Raw genomic sequence first — 19,537 nt, 5'->3', positions numbered from 1 at the left:
TATGGCTGTTAGTGATACTAACGATGTAACGATAAATGACAAGTCCAATATTGATGCTAGCTTTGTCGTTGTTATCCCCGCTAGATATCAATCATCACGTTTACCAGGAAAGGTATTAGCCGATATTAATGGCAAACCGATGATTCAATGGGTTGTTGAAAAAGCGCAATTAAGTGGTGCTCGACAAGTGATTGTCGCTACTGACAATGATGAAGTGGCCGACGTTGTAACTAGCTTTGGTGCAGAAGTATGTAAAACACGCGCGGATCACCAATCAGGCACTGAACGTCTTGCAGAAGTCATGGAAAAATATCAATTTAGCAATGATGAAATTATTGTTAATGTGCAAGGTGATGAACCTTTTATTCCGCCAGAGAACATAGCACAAGTAGCGAATAACCTAGCTAACCAGCAAGCGAGTAGTCAAGTAGCGCGCATGTCGACTTTGGCTATTAACATTGATTCTGTTGATGAAGCGTTTAATCCCAATGCCGTTAAGGTAATACTTGATAAAGATGGTTATGCTTTGTATTTCTCTAGAGCGACCATTCCTTATGATAGGGAACGTTTTTTAACAGCAGAGGCTAATACCGAAGAAAATATTCGGATTATAGGTGATTTTTATTTAAGACATGTCGGTATTTATGCTTATCGTGCAGGTTTTATTAAAGATTATGTCAATTGGCCAACAAGTGAGTTAGAGCAAGTGGAAGCGCTCGAGCAGTTAAGAGTGTTATATCAAGGTGAGAGAATTCATGTTGCCGTAGCAAATAGCCATGTACCTGTTGAAGGGGTTGATACCCCTGAAGATTTGGCCAAAGCAAGAGCATACGCGACAAGTTTAAGCTAATTCAGCTTTCGTCTGCATCGTTAAGTAACCTGTTTAGCTGACAGGTTAACTTCTATCGATACACTTAAATGTTGATCAACTAATTAAATTAGCTGATCAGCATTACTACTAGCTCACTGTTAATGCTCAGATTTTTCCTCAGCAAGTTCATCTTGCGTGTTTTGTAAAAAGTTAGCACCAAAGTCCACTAAGTCATGAATAGAGCTCGGTAGTTGCTCAATATCAATGGCGTCAATTAAATTTTTCACTTCTAAGCCTAGCTCTGTATCTCCTTCAATTTTTAAACGGCGTTGAAAAAATAAGGTGTCGGGATCTTGTTTACGCCCAGCAATGAGCACTAAGTCATCACCATTAGCACTAAAACTAACATCCTCAGCTATATTATCTTTAGGCGATGCCATGATTAACTGCTCTTGGTCAAAGCTTATCCACCAATTGAGTTGTAAATCAATAATGGAAATCTTTAGCCATTTATTTTGCAAAAACTCAAAATCACCCTCTGTTATTGCTTCACTAAAAATGGAATGTAGTGCAGGAATAAGTAGAGACTTTTGCGCGCTAAAAGGAACAAAACGTAAACTTGGTTGCAAAATTTTTGGCATAACCTTGATTAGTTTTTCTTTAAATCGCAAAGGGATCTTTTTCTCAACCAGTGATAAAGAGGGAATAATATTGACAGATAAAGGTAATAACGTAGGGGCTTTTAGCACTTTTATTGACTCTGATACTGTTTATTGAATAGGGGGCATTCTAACAAGGCTAAAAATTAAATTAATATTGCAGATCAAGTTTTCTTTAATACACATCAATAAATAAGAACGATGAACAACATACACTGCTGAAAATTTTTATTTCTATTCATGATGACAATTGGGAGTTGATGTGGAGTTACTTTGTCCTGCTGGTAATTTACCTGCGCTAAAAACAGCAATAGATAATGGCGCCGATGCGGTTTATATCGGTTTAAAAGATGATACCAATGCTCGCCACTTTGCTGGTCTTAACTTTAATGATGGTAAATTAGCTAAAGCTGCAGATTATGTCCATCAGCGAGGTAAAAAGCTGCATGTAGCCATCAATACTTTTGCGCATGCGGATGGTGAAGAACGTTGGCAAAAAGCCGTTGATAATGCTGTTGCTATAGGGACTGATGCCTTAATCATTGCCGATTTAGGAGTACTGGACTACGCCGCAACAAAATACCCTGAGGTTGAACGTCATGTGTCAGTACAAGCTTCAACCACAAACCTAGAAGCGATAAAATTCTTCAAAAATAACTTTGATGTTCAACGCGTTGTGTTGCCACGGGTATTGTCTGTACAACAAGTTAGGCAGTTAGCTAAAAGCAGTCCTGTGCCTTTAGAAGTTTTTGCTTTTGGTAGCTTGTGCATTATGGCAGAAGGGCGCTGTTACTTGTCGTCCTACATGACAGGAGAGTCTCCTAACACCGTTGGTGCCTGCTCACCTGCTAAATATGTCCGTTGGCAAGATACTGATAAAGGCTTAGAGTCTCGTTTAAATGGCGTACTTATAGACCGTTACCAAGAAGATGAGAATGCGGGCTATCCAACACTGTGTAAAGGTCGTTTCGAAGTTGATGATAATGTTTATCATGCACTAGAAGAGCCTACCAGTCTTAATACCTTAGAACTTATTCCTGACTTAATTGCCATGGGGATTGTTTCGGTAAAAATTGAAGGCAGGCAACGAAGTCCTGCTTATGTTGAGCAAGTAGCTAAAACATGGCGTATGGCGCTAGACAGGTACCAACAGAGCCCTGAAAACTATGCTGTTGAGGGAGCTTGGATGAATACTTTAGCTAATTTATCTGAAGGCTCACAAACTACTTTAGGGGCATATCACCGCAAGTGGCAATAATTACCACACATCTTACCGCTTTACTGAGCAATTAATGTGTTTTTAGGACAACTCGATTCTTCAGGAAGTCACTTAGCACACGAAGAATGTTTGATTGGTAAAGCACAAAATTATTGATAGCAATAAAATTTAGGAAAAATGATGAAATTCTCTTTAGGACCTAGCTTATTTTTTTGGCCGAAAAATGAAGTGGTAGACTTCTACCAACAAGCGAAGGAATCAAGTGCCGATGTTATTTATCTGGGCGAAACAGTTTGTTCAAAAAGGCGAGAACTTCGTGCAAAAGATTGGCTTGGTCTAGCGCAAGATGTGGCGCAAGATACCAATAAACAAATCGTCGTTTCAACAATGACCTTACTAGAGTCACCTGCTGAAATACAAGTGTTAAAGCGCTTGTGTGATAATGGTGAATTTCTGGTGGAAGCTAATGATTTGAGTGCAGTACAAATCATGCATGAGCTTAACATGCCATTTGTCGCAGGACCTGCGATCAATTGTTATAATTTATCAACCCTTAAAGTCTTGTTAAAACAAGGGATGACGCGCTGGTTAATGCCTGTAGAGCTCAGTGGTGATTGGTTGAAAACATTATTAAATCAAGCATCTGATGCGGGAATTAGACAGCAGTTTGAATGTGAAGTTTTTTCGTGGGGATATCTACCCTTAGCTTATTCTGCCCGTTGTTTTACTGCTCGCTCTGAGGATAAAGCAAAAGATGACTGTGAGTATTGTTGCATTAAGTACCCTGAAGGTCGCCGAATGAACAGTCGTGAAGGAGAGCGAGTATTTGTGCTCAATGGTATTCAAACTTTGTCAGGTTACCAGTATAATCTCATCAATGAAATGCCAGCCCTTGATGCAATGGGGGTTGATATTGCTCGCATTAGTGCAGATAGCACAGAAGCTTTTACCCAACTTGATAACTTTAGAGAGCAACTCGTTAACCCAACGAGAAAAGAACTCGACGGCGTCACAGAATGTAATGGCTTTTGGCACAAAATTGCAGGCATGTCCGTAGCGTAAACTTAGCAATAGCTAAATTAGCTGCAATTATTAAATGAGAATAATGAGATTACTATGTATACCTTAAACTTGAACCAATTGAGCCCGCAAGAATTTTTAAATGAATATTGGCAGAAAAAACCCGTTGTAATTCGCCAAGGCTTTAAAGATTTTGTCGACCCTATTTCAGCTGATGAAGTTGCTGGTCTAGCGATGGAAGAGCAAGTTGAGTCGCGTCTAGTTCATAAAAAAGATGGACAATGGCAAGCTGCTTTTGGCCCATTTGAAAGCTATGAACATTTAGGTAGCGAAAACTGGTCTCTGGTTGTTCAAGCACTTGATAATTTCTCTGAAGAAGCTGCTGAAATGATTGAGCCTTTTCGGTTTATTCCGCATTGGCGTTTAGATGATTTAATGGCAAGTTTTGCCACACCAGGAGGTAGTGTCGGTCCTCATATTGATAACTATGATGTATTTATTTGCCAAGGCTCAGGCAAGCGTCGCTGGCGAGTAGGAGCATGCGGTGAACATGTCGAGTTTGCTGCTCATGAAGCTTTATTGCACGTTGAACCTTTTGAAGCGATTATTGATGCTGAACTTGAAGCTGGCGATATTTTATATATTCCGCCAGGTTTTCCTCATGAAGGTATTACGCTTGAAACTTCAATGAGTTTTTCGGTTGGTTTTAGAGGTAATTCATCGGTTAGTGTGTTGAGCGCCTTTGCCGACCATTTAATCGATAATGAACACGGCTCTGAATTATTAACTGACCCTAACAGACAAGTCGTTAACCAAAGTGGTGAAATCAGTAATGATGATTATGCCAGCATTAAAAAGCAAGTGGCTAGCTTATTAGATGACGATGCCATTTTTAAAACCTTTACTGGCCAGTTTTTAACTGCAGCTAAGCATGATCTTGATATTTTGTTACCCGATGAACCGTTTGATCTAACAGAGGTAAGTAACCTACTTAATAGCCATGCTATTAAACGTTTAGGCGGTTTACGCGCTTTTTACTTTGAAGATACTATTGAGCAAGGTTTGTGTTATATCAATGGCAGTGAATTGGCTTTTTCAGCTGAAATAGCAAATGGTGTGAAACTACTTTGTGACAAAGTGATGTTGTTACCAGATGATCTCAGTGACTGGAGTCACAATGCTGCCTTTGTTGAATTAGCAACAGAACTGCTTAACCAAGGTTATTGGTATTTAGCGGAAGCAGAATAACGAGAAAACAATAGTTAACAAGTGTTTGTAAGCTAAGATTGTAACTGATAAACCTTGTGTTAACGCTTCTTTATAGAGTCCTGCAAAAGTACCTTTAAACGGTTTCTTGAGCAGGATTTTTTAGTTAATAATAGCCGTTAATTTGACCATTTTACAACTAATTGGAATTAGTTATTGCTTGTTAATAAGCAATACGGATAATAGCGGCTTATTTATATTTTCAGTAGGACTTGTCTACTATGCGTTTAGATAAATTTATTTGTAAAAGTACTGAACTCACTCGAAATGAAGCTAAAAAAGTACTTAAAAGCGGCGAAGTTAGAGTGAATAATGAAGTTGCTAAAAATCCAGCAATGCAAGTACATGAAAATAACGTTATCACTATTGATGGTCAACAATTAAGTGCACGTGGCTCACGGTATTATATTTTACATAAGTTAGCCGACACTATTTGCTCAAATGTCGATGAGGTGTATCCATCAGTATTGCACGGTATTGAAGTTGATAAAGCGTTTGATTTACACATTGCTGGGCGTTTAGATGCGGATACCACAGGCTTGGTATTAGTCACAGATGATGGGCGCTGGTCACATAATGTTATTTCACCTAAAAAACAGTGCGAGAAAACTTATCGTGTATGGCTGCGCAATGAAATTGATGATGATAACTTATCGGCTTTAGTTGCACAATTTGATACAGGACTTCAGCTTCAAGGCGAAAGCTCATTAACGAGACCTGCTCTATTAACTCGTGTTGAAAAAGATGACTTGGTTGATGAAGCTTCTTATCGAAGTGAAGTGCTACTTACTATTACTGAAGGTAAGTATCATCAAGTTAAACGTATGTTTGCTGCTGTTGGTAATAGGGTAGTGGGCTTACATAGAGAACAGATAGGAACAATAACTTTAGGTGATTTAGCACCGGGTGAGTGGCGTGAATTAACTGAAAATGAAATAGCGCAATTTTCATAACCCCTTAGGTTTTCTTAAGTTGAATCGAAGTATTTGTTACAATAAGTTTTTGTCTAAGTAACTCTTTATATTATCTTTTGTGGTCATAAAAGTGGCGGTGATTATATAAAACATGGAACATGGCCATTTGAAGCACAAGGATAATTACTCGATGAAAGAAATGGTTTTTGCAGCAACTATTGCAACACTTTTTGCTTTTAGCCCACAAACAGCTGCACAATTTACTTTTACCCCACAAAAAAATAATACGGTTGGTTTTTATCTGGGTGGTCAAATCTGGCAAAGTGAAGCAAGTGGTATTTTTGGTGAAGAAAATACGCTAATTGACTTTAAGTTAAACAAAGAACAGCAGATTAACTATTTTTTTGCTATTGAACACCCTTATCCACTACTCCCTAATGTACGTATTTCAAGTACCATGCTTGATAGCACTGGTAAATTTACGTTAACGCAAAAGTTTAACTTCGGCGATGAAACCTTTCTTACCGATGCCGAAGTTGATGCCCGTTTTAACGTCAGTTATGTTGATTACACCTTTTATTATGAATTATTTAGTAATGGCTTTTTTTCTTTTGACTTGGGTTTCACCGCTCGAGATTTTAATGGTGCTGCCACCGTCTCAGGGGTAACAATTACGGAGAATACCCAGCATGAGGCTGATGGTTGGCATGAATCATGTTTTAATGAAGATGGGGAGTTGTATGGGGATTGCTCGCCATTATCAACATCAAATTCTGTCACTCCTACGGGTAAAATAAAAACCGACCAAATTGAAGCTATGTTACATGTTGCTACGAATATTAGCTTGCCGTTAACGAGGCTAAGCGCATTTGCCCAAGGGGATTTTTCATTGGCCAATGATCATTCACTTTATGATTATCAACTTGGTTTAAGTTACGGCCTAGCTGATAGTCGTAAAATGGACGTTTATCTGACCTTAGGGTATCGGGCCGTGAAAGTGGAATTTGAGGATTTAGACAATTTATATACGGATCTTGAATTTAAAGGTGCTTTCATTGGCATGATTACACACTTTTAAAAAGCCTATGTCATTTCTGCAATTAATGAAGGAAAGGGCTCATTGTTTAAGTTATATTGTTCTCGAATAACTCTCATTTTGAAGCGAAACTATAACAAAGCCTATACGAAACTTTGTTTGGTATAAGGCCCTCAATGAGGTAAATGTTAGTGTACTGAGATAAACTCCAACAGGCAGCAAAGAGTTTGAAGATGCCTGTCAGATAATATGAAAACCAAGTATTTTAGTATCTAGGCCTAGGCTGAATTAAACCCCCAAAAATGACTAATTTCATGTGAAAGTTAACGATTATTTTTTATTTAGTTCGTTAAACTTAGCCATCTGCTCTTTTGTTGCTGGTAATTGGTGGTTTTCTTTCCATTCACTATAAGGCATGCCATAAACCTGCTCACGTGCTGTCTCTATATCAACATTAACACCTAGCTTTTCGGCTTCACTGACTGTCCATTTACTGAAACAGTTACGGCAAAAACCAGCTAAATTCATCAATTCAATATTTTGTACGTCTTTACGTGAGTCTAAGTGCGCAAGTAAACGACGAAATACTGCTGCTTGAATTTCTATTTCTTTATCCATTTTACTAACCTTTACATTGATTGTTTGTTGAGAATGTCTTGTTATTTATGATTATTATTTGATTTAGTTTTGCCACTTTATTTTTTTGATTGACTAACCGCTTCATCAGCAGGTTTTGTTGGATCAAAACGTCGAATTTGAACGACCATGCCGATATGGGGGTGGTCAAAATAATGAATCTCTCCAGTGATCACTCGTCGGTCTTGCTTAAAAGAGATAACCTTAGTGTGATCTGATTCTTTGTTGGCTAACTTTTCTTTACTATTTATCATTGGAGAAGCGCTTGTAGGCTCAATAATATTGAACTCAGTATCAATATAAAGATAATGATCCAAATGCACTTTGAACAGGCCGTCTATTGACCATGGTTGTAGAGGCGGTATCGCTTGCTGTTGCTCATCTATCACATTATTTGCGCTTAATGGTATATCTTCAAGGCTAATATCAGAGGACAACTGCTCAACTATACGTTTAGTTGTTGCCATGGTCAGTGTGGTTTCGCTATTGGCATCGAGTTCATTAGTTTTAGTCTCACTACTTAATTGACTATCTAACATTGAAAGTTGTTTGAATAGAGTATCAAGCTGTTGCTGTTTGGCTTGCTGGCGTAATTCTTCAGCTATCGATATCTCATTAAACGTCTCTGAGCTTTCTATATTCTTGCTTGTTACTTGAGTTGTTTCGCCGCCACTTAAAGGCATTTGCTTGCCCATTAACGCTTCAGTTTTCTCTCTTTTTTCCAAAATAGCCTGTATCTCAAGCGCTTGCTGCTGACTCTCCTGTTTGGCCATTGCTTGTTGATAGCGTAAGTCTAAATGCTCTCCGGCATATAACTTCATGGCTTTTGCTTTTCTTTTACTCTCACCAACTTGTCGCCAGCCGAGATGCAATAACGGCGCGTAATTACGTGAACGTTTTATGCGACTAGCAATAGATTTTAAACGTAAGGAATCTTTACTGATTAAGTAAGGACTATCACTTGCCCAAGTGATCGCGTCAGTTTCATCATCGCGCCATTGCTCTAGTCCATTGATTGTGCTTGTTAATTTCTCTACAGGGAAACCATTGAAGTTGAAGCTTTCAAGTTGCTCAGCCGTCAGGTGTTGTTGGAAATATTCAGCAGGAATAACACACAATGGCATTTTGTTACTGGTGGGGTACTGGTTGTAAGCTGGTAATTCTAGTGCGGTAAATTGAGCTTGGAAGTCTTGTTCATCGTCATTATGGTTTTCGTCTTGTGGAGTGTCATTGTCTTCTTCGGACATAACTGTAACAGACATAGTGCCAGTCGGGGTGGCTAAAGTTTTATTTTCTGCAGCATCTTTAAGCTGACCCTCAGTGCTATTTTGCTCAGCTTCGCCCTCTATTTGCAGTAAAGATTCGTCAGTATCATTACTTGCGGTTAAAAGGCTATAGGGCGTATTAGTTAGATCATAGGGTAGTTGTATATCTTGTTTTCCACAATGAGGTAGTAATTGCTTTAATGACGTTATATCGGGTTGTAAATAAGGCGCTAGCAAGTCACGAGCGTTACTTTTTTTGGCACGTAAATCGTTAGAGGAGAATTGCTCAGTATTTTTTGAATTATCTGCAAGTTGTTTAAAGATAATGACTTCAATCTCAAACCAACGCTCTTCCTTAACGTTGTTAGCCAACGTGTTATGACTCGTTAATAAGCATAAAGAGGTTAGTGCAGGGGTTAGAATTGAATGGTATTTCATTAAAAATCCGTATTGTAAGGCCAAAGTAAAACAGTCGAACTAGGTGTTATCTTAAACTGTGTCACCGTATATCAGGGACTTATGACAACTAACTGTTACTTGCCAAAGTTTACCATTATACCAGTTACCATTCAAAGCACTCTCAATGCAGCACTTTGAACGGATCTAAGTAGTGTTGTAACTATTTAGCTAAGTCATTTAAGATATTGGTAATTAAGGTGAAACGTTTATGAGTATCATCATTAGCTTTTACAAACTTCAACTTACTCGCTCCAGCCATTCTGTAGACCGATGGGAACTTTTGAATTAAGCCTATAATCAACATAGGATCGACAGAGGTATTATCACTAAATTCAATCGAACCACCAGTGGCGCTAGCTTCAATCCGTGATATACCAATAGTTTGAGCTTTCAGGCGTAACTTGGCTATTTGAACTAAGTTCTTACTTGGCTGAGGTAATAAACCAAAGCGGTCGATAAGTTCAACCTGTATATCATCCAACTCATTTTTGGTTTTGCAGCTGGCAATACGTTTATACAAGCTCAAACGTAGGCTCACATCAAAAATATAATCATCAGGGAGAAGTGCTGGAACCCGTAATTCTATTTCGGTTTGTGTAGACATAACTTGGTTTAAAGATAATTGTTTACCTTCTTTAAGGGCTGCTACGGCTTGGTCGAGCATTTCCATATACAAGCTAAAACCAACTTGGCACATTGAGCCACTTTGATCTTCACCCAATAACTCACCCGCACCACGAATTTCTAGATCATGAGTTGCTAAGGTAAAACCTGCGCCTAAATCTTCTAGAGAAGCGATAGCTTCTAAGCGCTTTTTAGCATCTTTGGTAATACGTTTTTCATGTGGCGTTAACAAATAAGCATAAGCCTGATGATGTGAGCGACCAACACGACCCCTAAGTTGGTGTAATTGTGCTAAACCAAGATGGTCAGCTCTGTCCATTATAATCGTATTTGCACTGGGAACATCTATACCTGTTTCAATGATAGTGGTGCAAACAATAACGTTAAAGCGTTGATGGTAGAAGTCACTCATGATGCGTTCAAGTTCGCGCTCACCCATTTGTCCGTGAGCGGTAACAACGCGCGCCTCAGGAACCAGCGCTTGAATATCTGCTGCTGTTTTATCAATAGAGTCAACGTGGTTATGTAGATAATATACCTGACCACCACGGGTAGTTTCACGTAAAATAGCTTCTCGAATTAATGCTTCATCGTGTTCACGAACAAAGGTCTTTACTGCTAAACGCTTTGCTGGTGGCGTGGCAATAATGGATAAATCACGCATGCCGCCCATCGCCATGTTTAAGGTACGCGGAATGGGGGTTGCGGTTAATGTTAAAATATCAACATTACTTCGTAACTGTTTGATTTTTTCTTTTTGTTTTACGCCAAATCTGTGCTCTTCATCAACTACAAGCAAACCAAGATCTTTATATTTTATGCTATTTTGTAGTAATTTGTGGGTACCAATAAGAATGTCAACATTACCTGATTCAACCCTGGCTATCGCTTCTTTTTGTTCTTTAGCCGTTTTAAATCGTGATAAGACTTCGGTGACTACGGGCCAGTTGGCAAATCTGTCTCTAAAATTTTCATAATGTTGTTGTGCTAACAATGTTGTTGGAACAAGTATTGCCACTTGTTTACCATCGTTTACTGCTACAAAAGCAGCGCGCATAGCCACTTCAGTTTTACCAAAACCAACATCACCACAAACAAGCCTGTCCATTGTTTTAGGTGATAACATATCGCTGACTACGGCATTTATTGCTTGTTTTTGATCAAAGGTTTCCTCAAAGCCAAAACTGTCACTGAACGCTTGATACTCTTGCTTATCACGTTTGAAACTATAACCATGATTACTGGCACGTTTTGCGTAAATATCGAGTAATTCTGCAGCTACATCACGAACTTTTTCTGCCGCTTTTTGCTTAGCTTTACTCCATGTATCATTACCTAACTTGTGCAGTGGTGCATTTTCACTGTCAGTACCCGAATATCGCCCTATTAAGTGTAACGAACTAACCGGAACATAAAGTTTGGCTTCGTTAGCATAACTTAGCATCAAAAACTCAGTGACTATGCCGCCGTTTTCAATGGTTTGTAGACCTAAATAACGACCAATACCATGTTCTATATGGACTACAGGTTGACCAATGGTTAACTCAGCAAGGTTTTTAAATAAAGCATCAGCTTGTAAGTCTTGGGCTTTGGTGCGTCTTCTTGCTTGTGAAACATGATCACCGAGCAATTCAGCTTCAGTGACTAATGCAATAGCATTTTTCTGACTGTGACCTTTCGCTTGGAAGGAAAACCCCTGACTTAAACTGTTAACGGTTATACCCAGAGTATCTTTGGCATTGATAAATTCATCAATACTGTCAAATTGTGCTGGTTTGATGTTATCTCGTTCAAGTAACTCAAGCACACTTTCTCGACGCCCCTGGCTTTGCGCAACAAACAGTACTTTGCTTGGCGTATCTTTACTGGCGATGAATTGATTGATTAATTCAAAGGGCTGCTTCAATTTATGGTTAATGGTTAAATCAGGCAAAGCGTTAACGTCAAAACAGATGTCACTACTTTTACTTTTTACTTCATTAGTAGTATCCGCAATAATCTCTGTTGTAACTTGTGGACCGCTTGTTTTATCTTCATTAGTTTGTACTTGCAATGCCTCGGTTGAGGCTTGTTCAGCAATGGTAATACGATCAAAAGGTTTTAAGGCACTATAAAGTGATTCTGCCGTTAAAAATAACTGCTCTGGCGGTAACAAAGGTCGAGTAGGGTCGTATCGTCTGTTTTCATAGCGATATTCGATATCAAGCCAATATTGGTTCAATGAGTGTTCAATATCACCACTAATAACGACCAAGGTATTATCGGTTAAATAATCACAAAGCGTATTACTTAATGGGAGAGCATCTTTATCGGTGTCTTTTTTATTATCAAAGAAAAGCGGTAGGTAATACTCTATACCAGGTGGCAATATACCATTACTAACCTTGTGATAAACCGATTCTTTATGGATATTGCCACTAAATTGTTCACGAAATTGACTACGAAATAAATTAATACCTGCTTCATCAATTGGAAACTCGTGTGCTGGTAGCAAGTTAATCTCATCAATCTTTTCTTTTGAACGCTGACTCTCAGGATCAAAAAGGCGTATCTCATCAATTTCATCATCAAAAAAGTCTAAACGAAAAGGTTTATTACTGCCCATAGGGAAAAGGTCTAAAATGGCGCCTCGAGCAGAAAATTCACCGTGTTCTAACACTTGGTCTACGTTACGATAACCGCTTGCTTCGAGCGCTTGTCGCATTTGATGTAAATCTTTTTTATCGCCTTGTTTGATGATTAAACTGTTTGCTTCTATATATTGTTTCGGCGCTAACTTTTGTACAAGCGTGGTAACCGGCACAATAATAATGCCAGATTCCATACGAGATAAATGATACAAGGTAGCTAAGCGTTGAGAGATAATGTCTTGGTGTGGGGAAAAGTTATCATACGGCAGTGTTTCCCAATCGGGAAATAAGCAGATTTTTGCCTTATTTTGGCTATCACTCTTCGTTAAGCTAAGTAATTCTTGCTCAATTTTAAGGGCTTGAGGCGTATTACTTGTAATCAATAGTATAGGTGTTTTCGCCGTTTGTGCGGCTTGGTAAAGGGCAAAACTACTGCTGCTACCATGTAAATTATGCCAACTCTTCTTATCGGGATTTTTTCCACGGCGCTTGGCCAATACAGGGGTCAACAGGTTACTTGCTTTGCTCATGATTTCCTTACATTAATAACTAGGCGATAAAATAATGACAGCTATTCTAATTAAGCTATAACAAAAGCGCTAGTAGATACGTATTTTTGTTTTGTTTATTGGAAAATAGCGTGAATTAAGGTTAAATAGCCGGTAGTTAACCACAATTAATATATATAGGGACATCTTTCATGGTTAAAACCACCCAGAATACATTACAGCGTTTATTTTTTACGGCGAGTTTAACAATTGCTTTATCTGCTTGTCAGGCGATACCGTTAAATCAACAAGAAGCTGTTATTCATGATGAATACGTTAATTCGGGCGATATATTACCGATTGAAAGCATTTCGACCATTGATGGTGAAACCGTGAATTTACACCAACTAGGCAAACGTAAGTTGGTTATTTTGTTCGCGACCTGGTGCCATGATTCTAACCGATTACTTAAGGCGTTAAATAATTCCCCATTACTTGAAAGTGATGACATTGAAATCATCGCTATTGCTCGAGAAGAGGATGTTACTACTGTTAGCACTTGGCGAGATAAGCGTGGTATTAAGGTCGCATTAGCGGTTGATAATGATCGAAGTATCTACAAACGATTTGCTTCAGGTGGCATTCCACGTTTGATCACCATTGGTGAAAATAATAAAATAATCCAAATGAATCTAGCTGAGGGTGAACAACAGTTAGCAAAGATTATTTGGCATTAAAAATAGACATAATTAGTGGCTATTGATCTAGCGAGTGATTTTTCATAGCTCATTTGGCTTTTGACAAAAGAGAGTTATCGATCTAAACCTAGTAATGACTGTTAAGTTGTTACTAGGTTTTTTATTAGTGGCAATTCAGTTGTTGTTTAATGGATTACTTTAGAAGGAATTAAAGATGAATAATCAGCCGAAACACCTCAATAAAACCATAGCTGCCTTAACGTTAGGCGTAATTTTACTCGTGAGCTCACCATTAACTTTTGCTAAAGAGGCTAATGGAAGTCAAGTTGCACAAGGACAAAGTGCACAAGCAGTAAAACAGCAAGTTGTTAACCTGAATAAATCCACCTTTGAACAGTTGGTCACCCTAAAAGGAGTTGGGCATACTAAAGCTCAAGCCATTATTGTGTATCGACAACAGGTTGGTTCTTTTAAGTCTGTTAATGAACTTACTAAAGTTAGTGGCATTGGGGAAAAGATTGTTGCTGAAAATAAAGCTAGATTAGCTATTTAAGTTTTTTTAGCTCAGATCCATTGTTTAAAAGTCAGCAGTAATGCTGACTTTTTATTTATTAGTTCAAATCGCCCGCATTACCTTTTACTCAATATCACTCTATTATCAAAATGACTAGAATCGCTATAAATATCTATATTACTTTTGGTTATATTGAATGCGTTTCTTATATGGAAAATATATCTGTTTATGGCATTATAAGGACATTAATTTTTCATAAAGTTTGTATTAGCAATGAATTTAACCCATTTAAAAAAACTTGAAGCTGAATCTATCCATATCTTTCGTGAGGTAGCGGCTGAATTTGATAATCCCGTGATGTTGTACTCTGTCGGCAAAGACTCGGCCGTGTTACTGCATTTAGCGCGCAAAGCCTTTGCGCCAGGTAAAATTCCTTTTCCGTTATTACATGTTGATACTAACTGGAAATTTAAAGAGATGATCGCTTTTCGTGACCAAATGGCGAAAGACTACGGCTTTGAATTACTTGTGCATCAAAACCCTGAAGGTATTGAAATGGGTATGGGGCCATTTACCCATGGTAGTGCTACGCATACCGATGTCATGAAAACCCAAGGTTTAAAGCAAGCACTTAATAAATACGGTTTTGATGCTGCGTTTGGTGGTGCACGCCGTGATGAAGAAAAATCACGTGCCAAAGAGCGTGTTTATTCATTCCGTGATGAAAACCATCGTTGGGATCCGAAAAGCCAACGTCCAGAATTGTGGAATATCTATAACGGTAAAGTAAATAAAGGCGAAAGCATACGTGTTTTCCCATTATCTAACTGGACTGAGCTTGATATCTGGCAATACATCTATTTAGAAAGTATTCCAATTGTACCGCTTTATTTGGCTGAAAAACGTCCTGTTGTTGAACGCGACGGTACCTTAATTATGGTAGATGATGACCGTATGCCGATTGGCGAAGATGAAGAAATACAGATGAAAAATGTACGCTTTAGAACGTTAGGTTGTTACCCGTTAACGGGAGCAGTTGAGTCAACGGCGAGTACCTTACCTGAAATTATTCAAGAAATGCTATTAACGAAAACCTCTGAACGTCAAGGGCGCGTGATAGATCACGATAGCGCCGGTTCAATGGAAAAGAAAAAAATGGAAGGCTATTTCTAAGCCTCATTTATTTTACAGCATTTTATTGATGAACAATTTTGGAAGGATAAACTTATGAGTCACCAATCAGACTTAATTGAAGAAGACATTCAGGCTTACTTAAAGCAACATGAAAACAAAGAGTTAGTACGTTTCTTAACGTGCGGTAGCGTAGACGATGGTAAGAGCACCTTAATTGGTCGTTTATTACATGACTCAAAGATGATTTTTGAAGATCAACTTGCGGCTATTGAAAAAGATTCTAAAAAATCAGGTACAACAGGCGAAGCCGTTGATTTAGCATTACTGGTTGATGGTCTTCAGTCGGAGCGAGAGCAGGGCATTACCATTGATGTGGCCTATCGTTACTTCTCAACAGATAAACGTAAGTTTATTATCGCTGACACCCCAGGCCACGAACAGTACACTCGTAATATGGCTACGGGAGCTTCAACATGTGATATTGCGATTATCTTGATTGATGCGCGTTATGGCGTACAGACGCAAACTCGTCGTCATTCATTTATTTGTTCATTGTTGGGTATCAAACACATTGTCGTTGCGGTAAACAAAATGGATTTGGTTGACTACTCTCAAGAACGTTATCAAGAAATCAAAAAAGAATACCGTGAATTTAGTGAATCATTAGCCTTTTCTGATGTACGTTTTGTGCCAATGTCAGCGCTTAATGGCGATAACGTGGTCGAAGAAAGCGACAACATGCCATGGTATCCGGGCGCAACCTTGATGAAGTTGCTTAATACGATTGATGTGAAAACCCAAGATGAATTCACTCAGTTTCGCTTCCAAGTACAATATGTGAACCGACCTAATCTTGATTTCCGTGGTTTTGCCGGCACTATCGCTTCGGGTCATGTACTGGTCGGTGACACTATTGTTGCCTTGCCGTCAGGTAAAGAAAGTGTCGTCAAAGACATTGTTACCTTTGATGGCAATTTAGAGCGTGCAGATAAAGGCATGGCCGTAACGCTAACCCTAGAAGATGAAATAGATATTAGCCGCGGCGAAATCATAGTTAAAAAGGACTGTTTACCTGTTTCAGCAAAAGAGTTCAGTGCAACGGTTGTTTGGATGCATGAAAATGAACTTGAGCCGGGTCGTGAATACTTTATCAAGCACGGCAGTAAAATGACTACGGGTCATGCACAAAACATTGTAAGCAAATACGACGTAAACACCATGGAAAGTTTATCTAGCTCGCAACTCGCGGTGAATGATATCGGTATCGTTAACTTCGTCGCTGGTGAAACTCTACATTTTGATGCTTATCAAGACAATCAAGGCACGGGTGCTTTCATTATCATCGACAGACTCAGTAATGTAACCGTTGGTGCGGGCATGATAAACCACGCTATCGATGAAGAAACGCATGAGTACTCGGCGTTTGAATTAGAGTTGAATGCTTTAGTTCGCAAGCAGTTCCCACACTGGGGTGCACGCGACATTACTAAATAGCCCAAAGCGTGATTAAAATTCCGCCTACGAGTTAAATGAATTGTAGGCGGGAACTTGTTCGCGCTAGAGAGAGCTTTAAGGCTGTAAAGTTAGCGCTTTATAGCCTTTTTATTTTGTATAACGTTTCACCGTGGTTATCATTTTTTAGGCAAGGGAATTTATATGACAATAGCGCAGTGGTTGATGATAGGTGTGTTTGTTACCACTTTTATCAGCTTAGTTAAATACAGCCATGTACCAGAGCGAGTTTTCTCTGTGACGATACTGTTGTGTTTAGCACTGTCATTAGTCAGCGTTGATGACATTTTAACCAACGCCGTTAACCCAGGCCTTGTTACCCTAGTCTTGTTAGTGATTTGCTCCTTTGCTTTTGAACGTACCAGTATTTTAAGACGTTTATCTGCCGGTGTTTTTAATGGCTCAAAAGTAAAATCAACCTTACGTTTATTACTCGGTACGGCCTTTTCTTCGGCTATCATGAGTAATACGGCGGTCGTGGCCACACTGATTAATACCGTGAAAAAGAATAATCTCATTAATGCAGGGAAACTCTTATTACCGCTTTCCTTTGCCGCGATTTTAGGGGGGACACTGACACTCGTGGGCACCTCGACCAACCTGATTGTAAACAGCTTATTGATTAAACAAGGTCATGCGGGCTTTGGCTTCTTTGATTTCACCTTAATTGGTCTAGCCGCTTTTGTTTTATGTCTTTTTGTCATTTTAATTCGCAGCCGTTCTTTACCTACCTTGGTAGATGATAATTTAACCACCAATGATTATTTACTTGAAGCGGAAGTTGCCACCTCATCAACCCTAATTGGTAAGAGTATTGAAGATAATGGTCTGAGAAATTTGGACTCGTTATTTTTAGTGGAAATAGTCCGTCAAGGTCGATTAATTTCACCCGTTTGCCCAGAAGAGCGTGTACTTGCACAGGATAAACTGATTTTCAGTGGTGATATCTCCAAGGTATTAACATTACAGCAATTTGACGGTTTGAATTTATATGCCGAGCAAGATGATTTATTGCGAGATAATTTAACAGAAGTACTGGTGAAAGCGGATTCAACTATTGCCGGGAAAACTTTAAAAAAAGCCGGTTTTCGCGCACGTTTTGATGCTGCGGTTGTTGCAGTGCGTCGAGAAGGCTCTGCATTATCGGGTAAATTAGGTGATATCGTCTTACAACCAGGGGATTTTCTGGTGTTAGCGGTTGGTCAAGACTTTACCACCAGACCAAATTTATCGAAAAATTTCTATATATTATCCGGCCATCAGGCCGATAATATGCTCAGTGGTTGGCGTGATCACACCACGGTGTGGGGCTTTATTACCAGTATTTTAGTGTCAGTTTTTACCCCGTTACCTTTACTTAGCTGTTTATTTATTTATTTAGCTTTTTTAATTTTCAGTGATTCACTGTCGGTTAACGAAATAAAACGCCGCTTTCCTTTAGAAATTTGGATGATAGTGCTAGGCGCATTAACCTTAGCGTCGGCCCTTGAGAATACGGGGATTGCCGCGATGTTAGCGCAAAACATCGAAGGTTTTTTACATGGCCAAAGTATCTATATCGCTTTTGTTATTATCTTTTTATTAACATTGACCATGACAGAGCTCATCACTAACAGTGCTGCAGCGGCCTTAGCGTTTCCTATTGCATATAACATTGCGCTAGGTCTTGGCGTAGACCCAACACCCTTTGTGATGGCCGTTGCCTTTGCGGCAAGTGGCAGTTTTATCAGTCCTTATGGTTATCAAACCAACGTGATGGTCTATAACGCGGGCAATTACCAATTAACGGACTTTGTCCGTTTTGGTTTACCCATTTCATTGATTTATAGTACAACGGTAATTTTGGTTATTCCCATTGTTTATCCGTTTTAACTTTCCTGTTAACTTGGTCGTTAATTGTGTTACATAATCAGACTTATGTAACTCTCTTAGTAAACCAAATGACAGCCAAATACAGAGCTCACCTAGCATGACAACAGATAATATGACAACAACGACTATGAAAACACAGAACACTGTGTGGCATAACCAACAAATCAGCAAAGAGCAACGCGCAGAGCTTAAACAACAAAAACCAGCATTATTATGGTATACCGGCTTAAGTGGCTCGGGTAAATCAACCGTGGCTAATGCAGTGGATGCCTTATTGTTTAAATTAGGTTGTCATAGTTATTTACTTGATGGCGATAATGTACGTCATGGTCTTAATGGCGACTTAGGTTTTAGTGATGAAGCGCGCATTGAAAATATTCGACGTATTTCAGAAGTGGCTAAATTATTTCTTGATGCCGGCTTGATTGTGTCAACTGCCTTTATCTCTCCTTTTGCCAGTGATAGAGCGCTAGCCAAAGCGAAACTTGAAGCAGGAGAGTTTATCGAAGTCTTTATCGATACCCCCATCAGTGTTTGCGAACAGCGTGATCCTAAAGGGTTATACAAAAAAGCAAGGGCAGGTGAGATAAAAGATTTCACTGGTATTGACTCAACCTATGATGTACCTACGTCGCCACAAATTCACGTCAAAACAGCAGAGCAATCTGTAGAGCAATGTGCAGAGCAAATTGTTGGTTACCTGATGGAGCAAGGCTTCATTAGTGATAACTCGTTAGGCCAATAATTATTCGCCAATTGACTCAGTAAATCAGGGATATT

Annotated in this window: 16 protein-coding genes; 12 read left to right on the top strand and 4 right to left on the bottom strand. The window is 39.0% G+C overall.

What is annotated here, in order from left to right; all coding sequences use genetic code 11:
- Position 1 precedes the first annotated feature (1 nt).
- Positions 2 to 850, top strand: coding sequence for a 3-deoxy-manno-octulosonate cytidylyltransferase (kdsB, locus tag ND2E_RS14930; protein WP_052056316.1), 849 nt, complete (start codon positions 2 to 4; stop codon positions 848 to 850).
- Positions 851 to 969: 119 nt separating this feature from the next.
- On the opposite strand, the gene ubiT is transcribed toward kdsB, so the two are convergent.
- Complete coding sequence (gene ubiT / locus ND2E_RS14935; protein WP_223303559.1) at positions 970 to 1,560, bottom strand: ubiquinone anaerobic biosynthesis accessory factor UbiT; 591 nt, start codon at positions 1,558 to 1,560, stop codon at positions 970 to 972.
- A gap of 172 nt (positions 1,561 to 1,732) precedes the next feature.
- On the opposite strand from ubiT, the gene ubiU reads away from it, so the two are divergent.
- The 5 genes from ubiU to ND2E_RS22150 all read left to right on the top strand — a co-directional run bounded on the left by ubiU (position 1,733) and on the right by ND2E_RS22150 (position 6,967).
- On the top strand, positions 1,733 to 2,728 hold the full coding sequence (ubiU, locus tag ND2E_RS14940; RefSeq protein WP_033093072.1) for a ubiquinone anaerobic biosynthesis protein UbiU: 996 nt from the start codon (positions 1,733 to 1,735) through the stop codon (positions 2,726 to 2,728).
- Positions 2,729 to 2,869: 141 nt separating this feature from the next.
- A complete protein-coding gene (locus tag ND2E_RS14945; RefSeq protein WP_033093071.1) occupies positions 2,870 to 3,751 on the top strand; it encodes a U32 family peptidase in 882 nt (293 codons plus the stop codon).
- 54 nt (positions 3,752 to 3,805) lie between these two features.
- A complete protein-coding gene (locus tag ND2E_RS14950) occupies positions 3,806 to 4,957 on the top strand; it encodes a cupin domain-containing protein (RefSeq protein WP_033093070.1) in 1,152 nt (383 codons plus the stop codon).
- A 239-nt stretch (positions 4,958 to 5,196) separates the two neighbouring features.
- Entirely contained in the window at positions 5,197 to 5,928 is a 732-nt protein-coding gene (locus ND2E_RS14955) for a pseudouridine synthase (protein ID WP_033093069.1), read from the top strand.
- 151 nt (positions 5,929 to 6,079) lie between these two features.
- A complete protein-coding gene (locus ND2E_RS22150) occupies positions 6,080 to 6,967 on the top strand; it encodes a TIGR04219 family outer membrane beta-barrel protein (RefSeq protein WP_035142417.1) in 888 nt (295 codons plus the stop codon).
- A 288-nt stretch (positions 6,968 to 7,255) separates the two neighbouring features.
- On the opposite strand, the gene ND2E_RS14960 is transcribed toward ND2E_RS22150, so the two are convergent.
- From ND2E_RS14960 to mfd, 3 genes are all read right to left on the bottom strand, one after another.
- On the bottom strand, positions 7,256 to 7,543 hold the full coding sequence (locus ND2E_RS14960; protein ID WP_033093068.1) for a DUF1244 domain-containing protein: 288 nt from the start codon (positions 7,541 to 7,543) through the stop codon (positions 7,256 to 7,258).
- A 77-nt stretch (positions 7,544 to 7,620) separates the two neighbouring features.
- Positions 7,621 to 9,264, bottom strand: coding sequence for a CsiV family protein (locus ND2E_RS22345; RefSeq protein WP_052056314.1), 1,644 nt, complete (start codon positions 9,262 to 9,264; stop codon positions 7,621 to 7,623).
- Between the two features lie 181 nt (positions 9,265 to 9,445).
- Complete coding sequence (gene mfd, locus ND2E_RS14965) at positions 9,446 to 13,069, bottom strand: transcription-repair coupling factor (protein ID WP_033093067.1); 3,624 nt, start codon at positions 13,067 to 13,069, stop codon at positions 9,446 to 9,448.
- Between the two features lie 170 nt (positions 13,070 to 13,239).
- Here mfd and ND2E_RS14970 point away from each other — a divergent pair, with 170 nt between their 5' ends.
- The 6 genes from ND2E_RS14970 to cysC all read left to right on the top strand — a co-directional run bounded on the left by ND2E_RS14970 (position 13,240) and on the right by cysC (position 19,502).
- Positions 13,240 to 13,764 carry a TlpA family protein disulfide reductase gene (locus ND2E_RS14970; protein WP_033093066.1) on the top strand — a complete coding sequence of 175 codons (525 nt, stop codon included), beginning with the start codon at positions 13,240 to 13,242 and terminating at the stop codon, positions 13,762 to 13,764.
- 175 nt (positions 13,765 to 13,939) lie between these two features.
- On the top strand, positions 13,940 to 14,278 hold the full coding sequence (locus ND2E_RS14975) for a ComEA family DNA-binding protein (protein WP_033093065.1): 339 nt from the start codon (positions 13,940 to 13,942) through the stop codon (positions 14,276 to 14,278).
- A gap of 234 nt (positions 14,279 to 14,512) precedes the next feature.
- Complete coding sequence (cysD, locus tag ND2E_RS14980) at positions 14,513 to 15,412, top strand: sulfate adenylyltransferase subunit CysD (protein ID WP_033093064.1); 900 nt, start codon at positions 14,513 to 14,515, stop codon at positions 15,410 to 15,412.
- 54 nt (positions 15,413 to 15,466) lie between these two features.
- A complete protein-coding gene (gene cysN / locus ND2E_RS14985) occupies positions 15,467 to 16,867 on the top strand; it encodes a sulfate adenylyltransferase subunit CysN (RefSeq protein ID WP_033093063.1) in 1,401 nt (466 codons plus the stop codon).
- A gap of 162 nt (positions 16,868 to 17,029) precedes the next feature.
- Positions 17,030 to 18,757 carry an SLC13 family permease gene (locus ND2E_RS14990; RefSeq protein WP_033093062.1) on the top strand — a complete coding sequence of 576 codons (1,728 nt, stop codon included), beginning with the start codon at positions 17,030 to 17,032 and terminating at the stop codon, positions 18,755 to 18,757.
- A gap of 112 nt (positions 18,758 to 18,869) precedes the next feature.
- Entirely contained in the window at positions 18,870 to 19,502 is a 633-nt protein-coding gene (gene cysC, locus ND2E_RS14995; protein ID WP_033093112.1) for an adenylyl-sulfate kinase, read from the top strand.
- Positions 19,503 to 19,537 lie beyond the last annotated feature (35 nt).

The organism is Colwellia psychrerythraea, from assembly GCF_000764225.1.
In the GTDB taxonomy this organism is placed as follows: domain Bacteria; phylum Pseudomonadota; class Gammaproteobacteria; order Enterobacterales; family Alteromonadaceae; genus Colwellia; species Colwellia psychrerythraea_D.
Note: the sequence above shows the minus strand (reverse complement) of the source record. Positions and strands in the feature narration are given on the sequence as shown.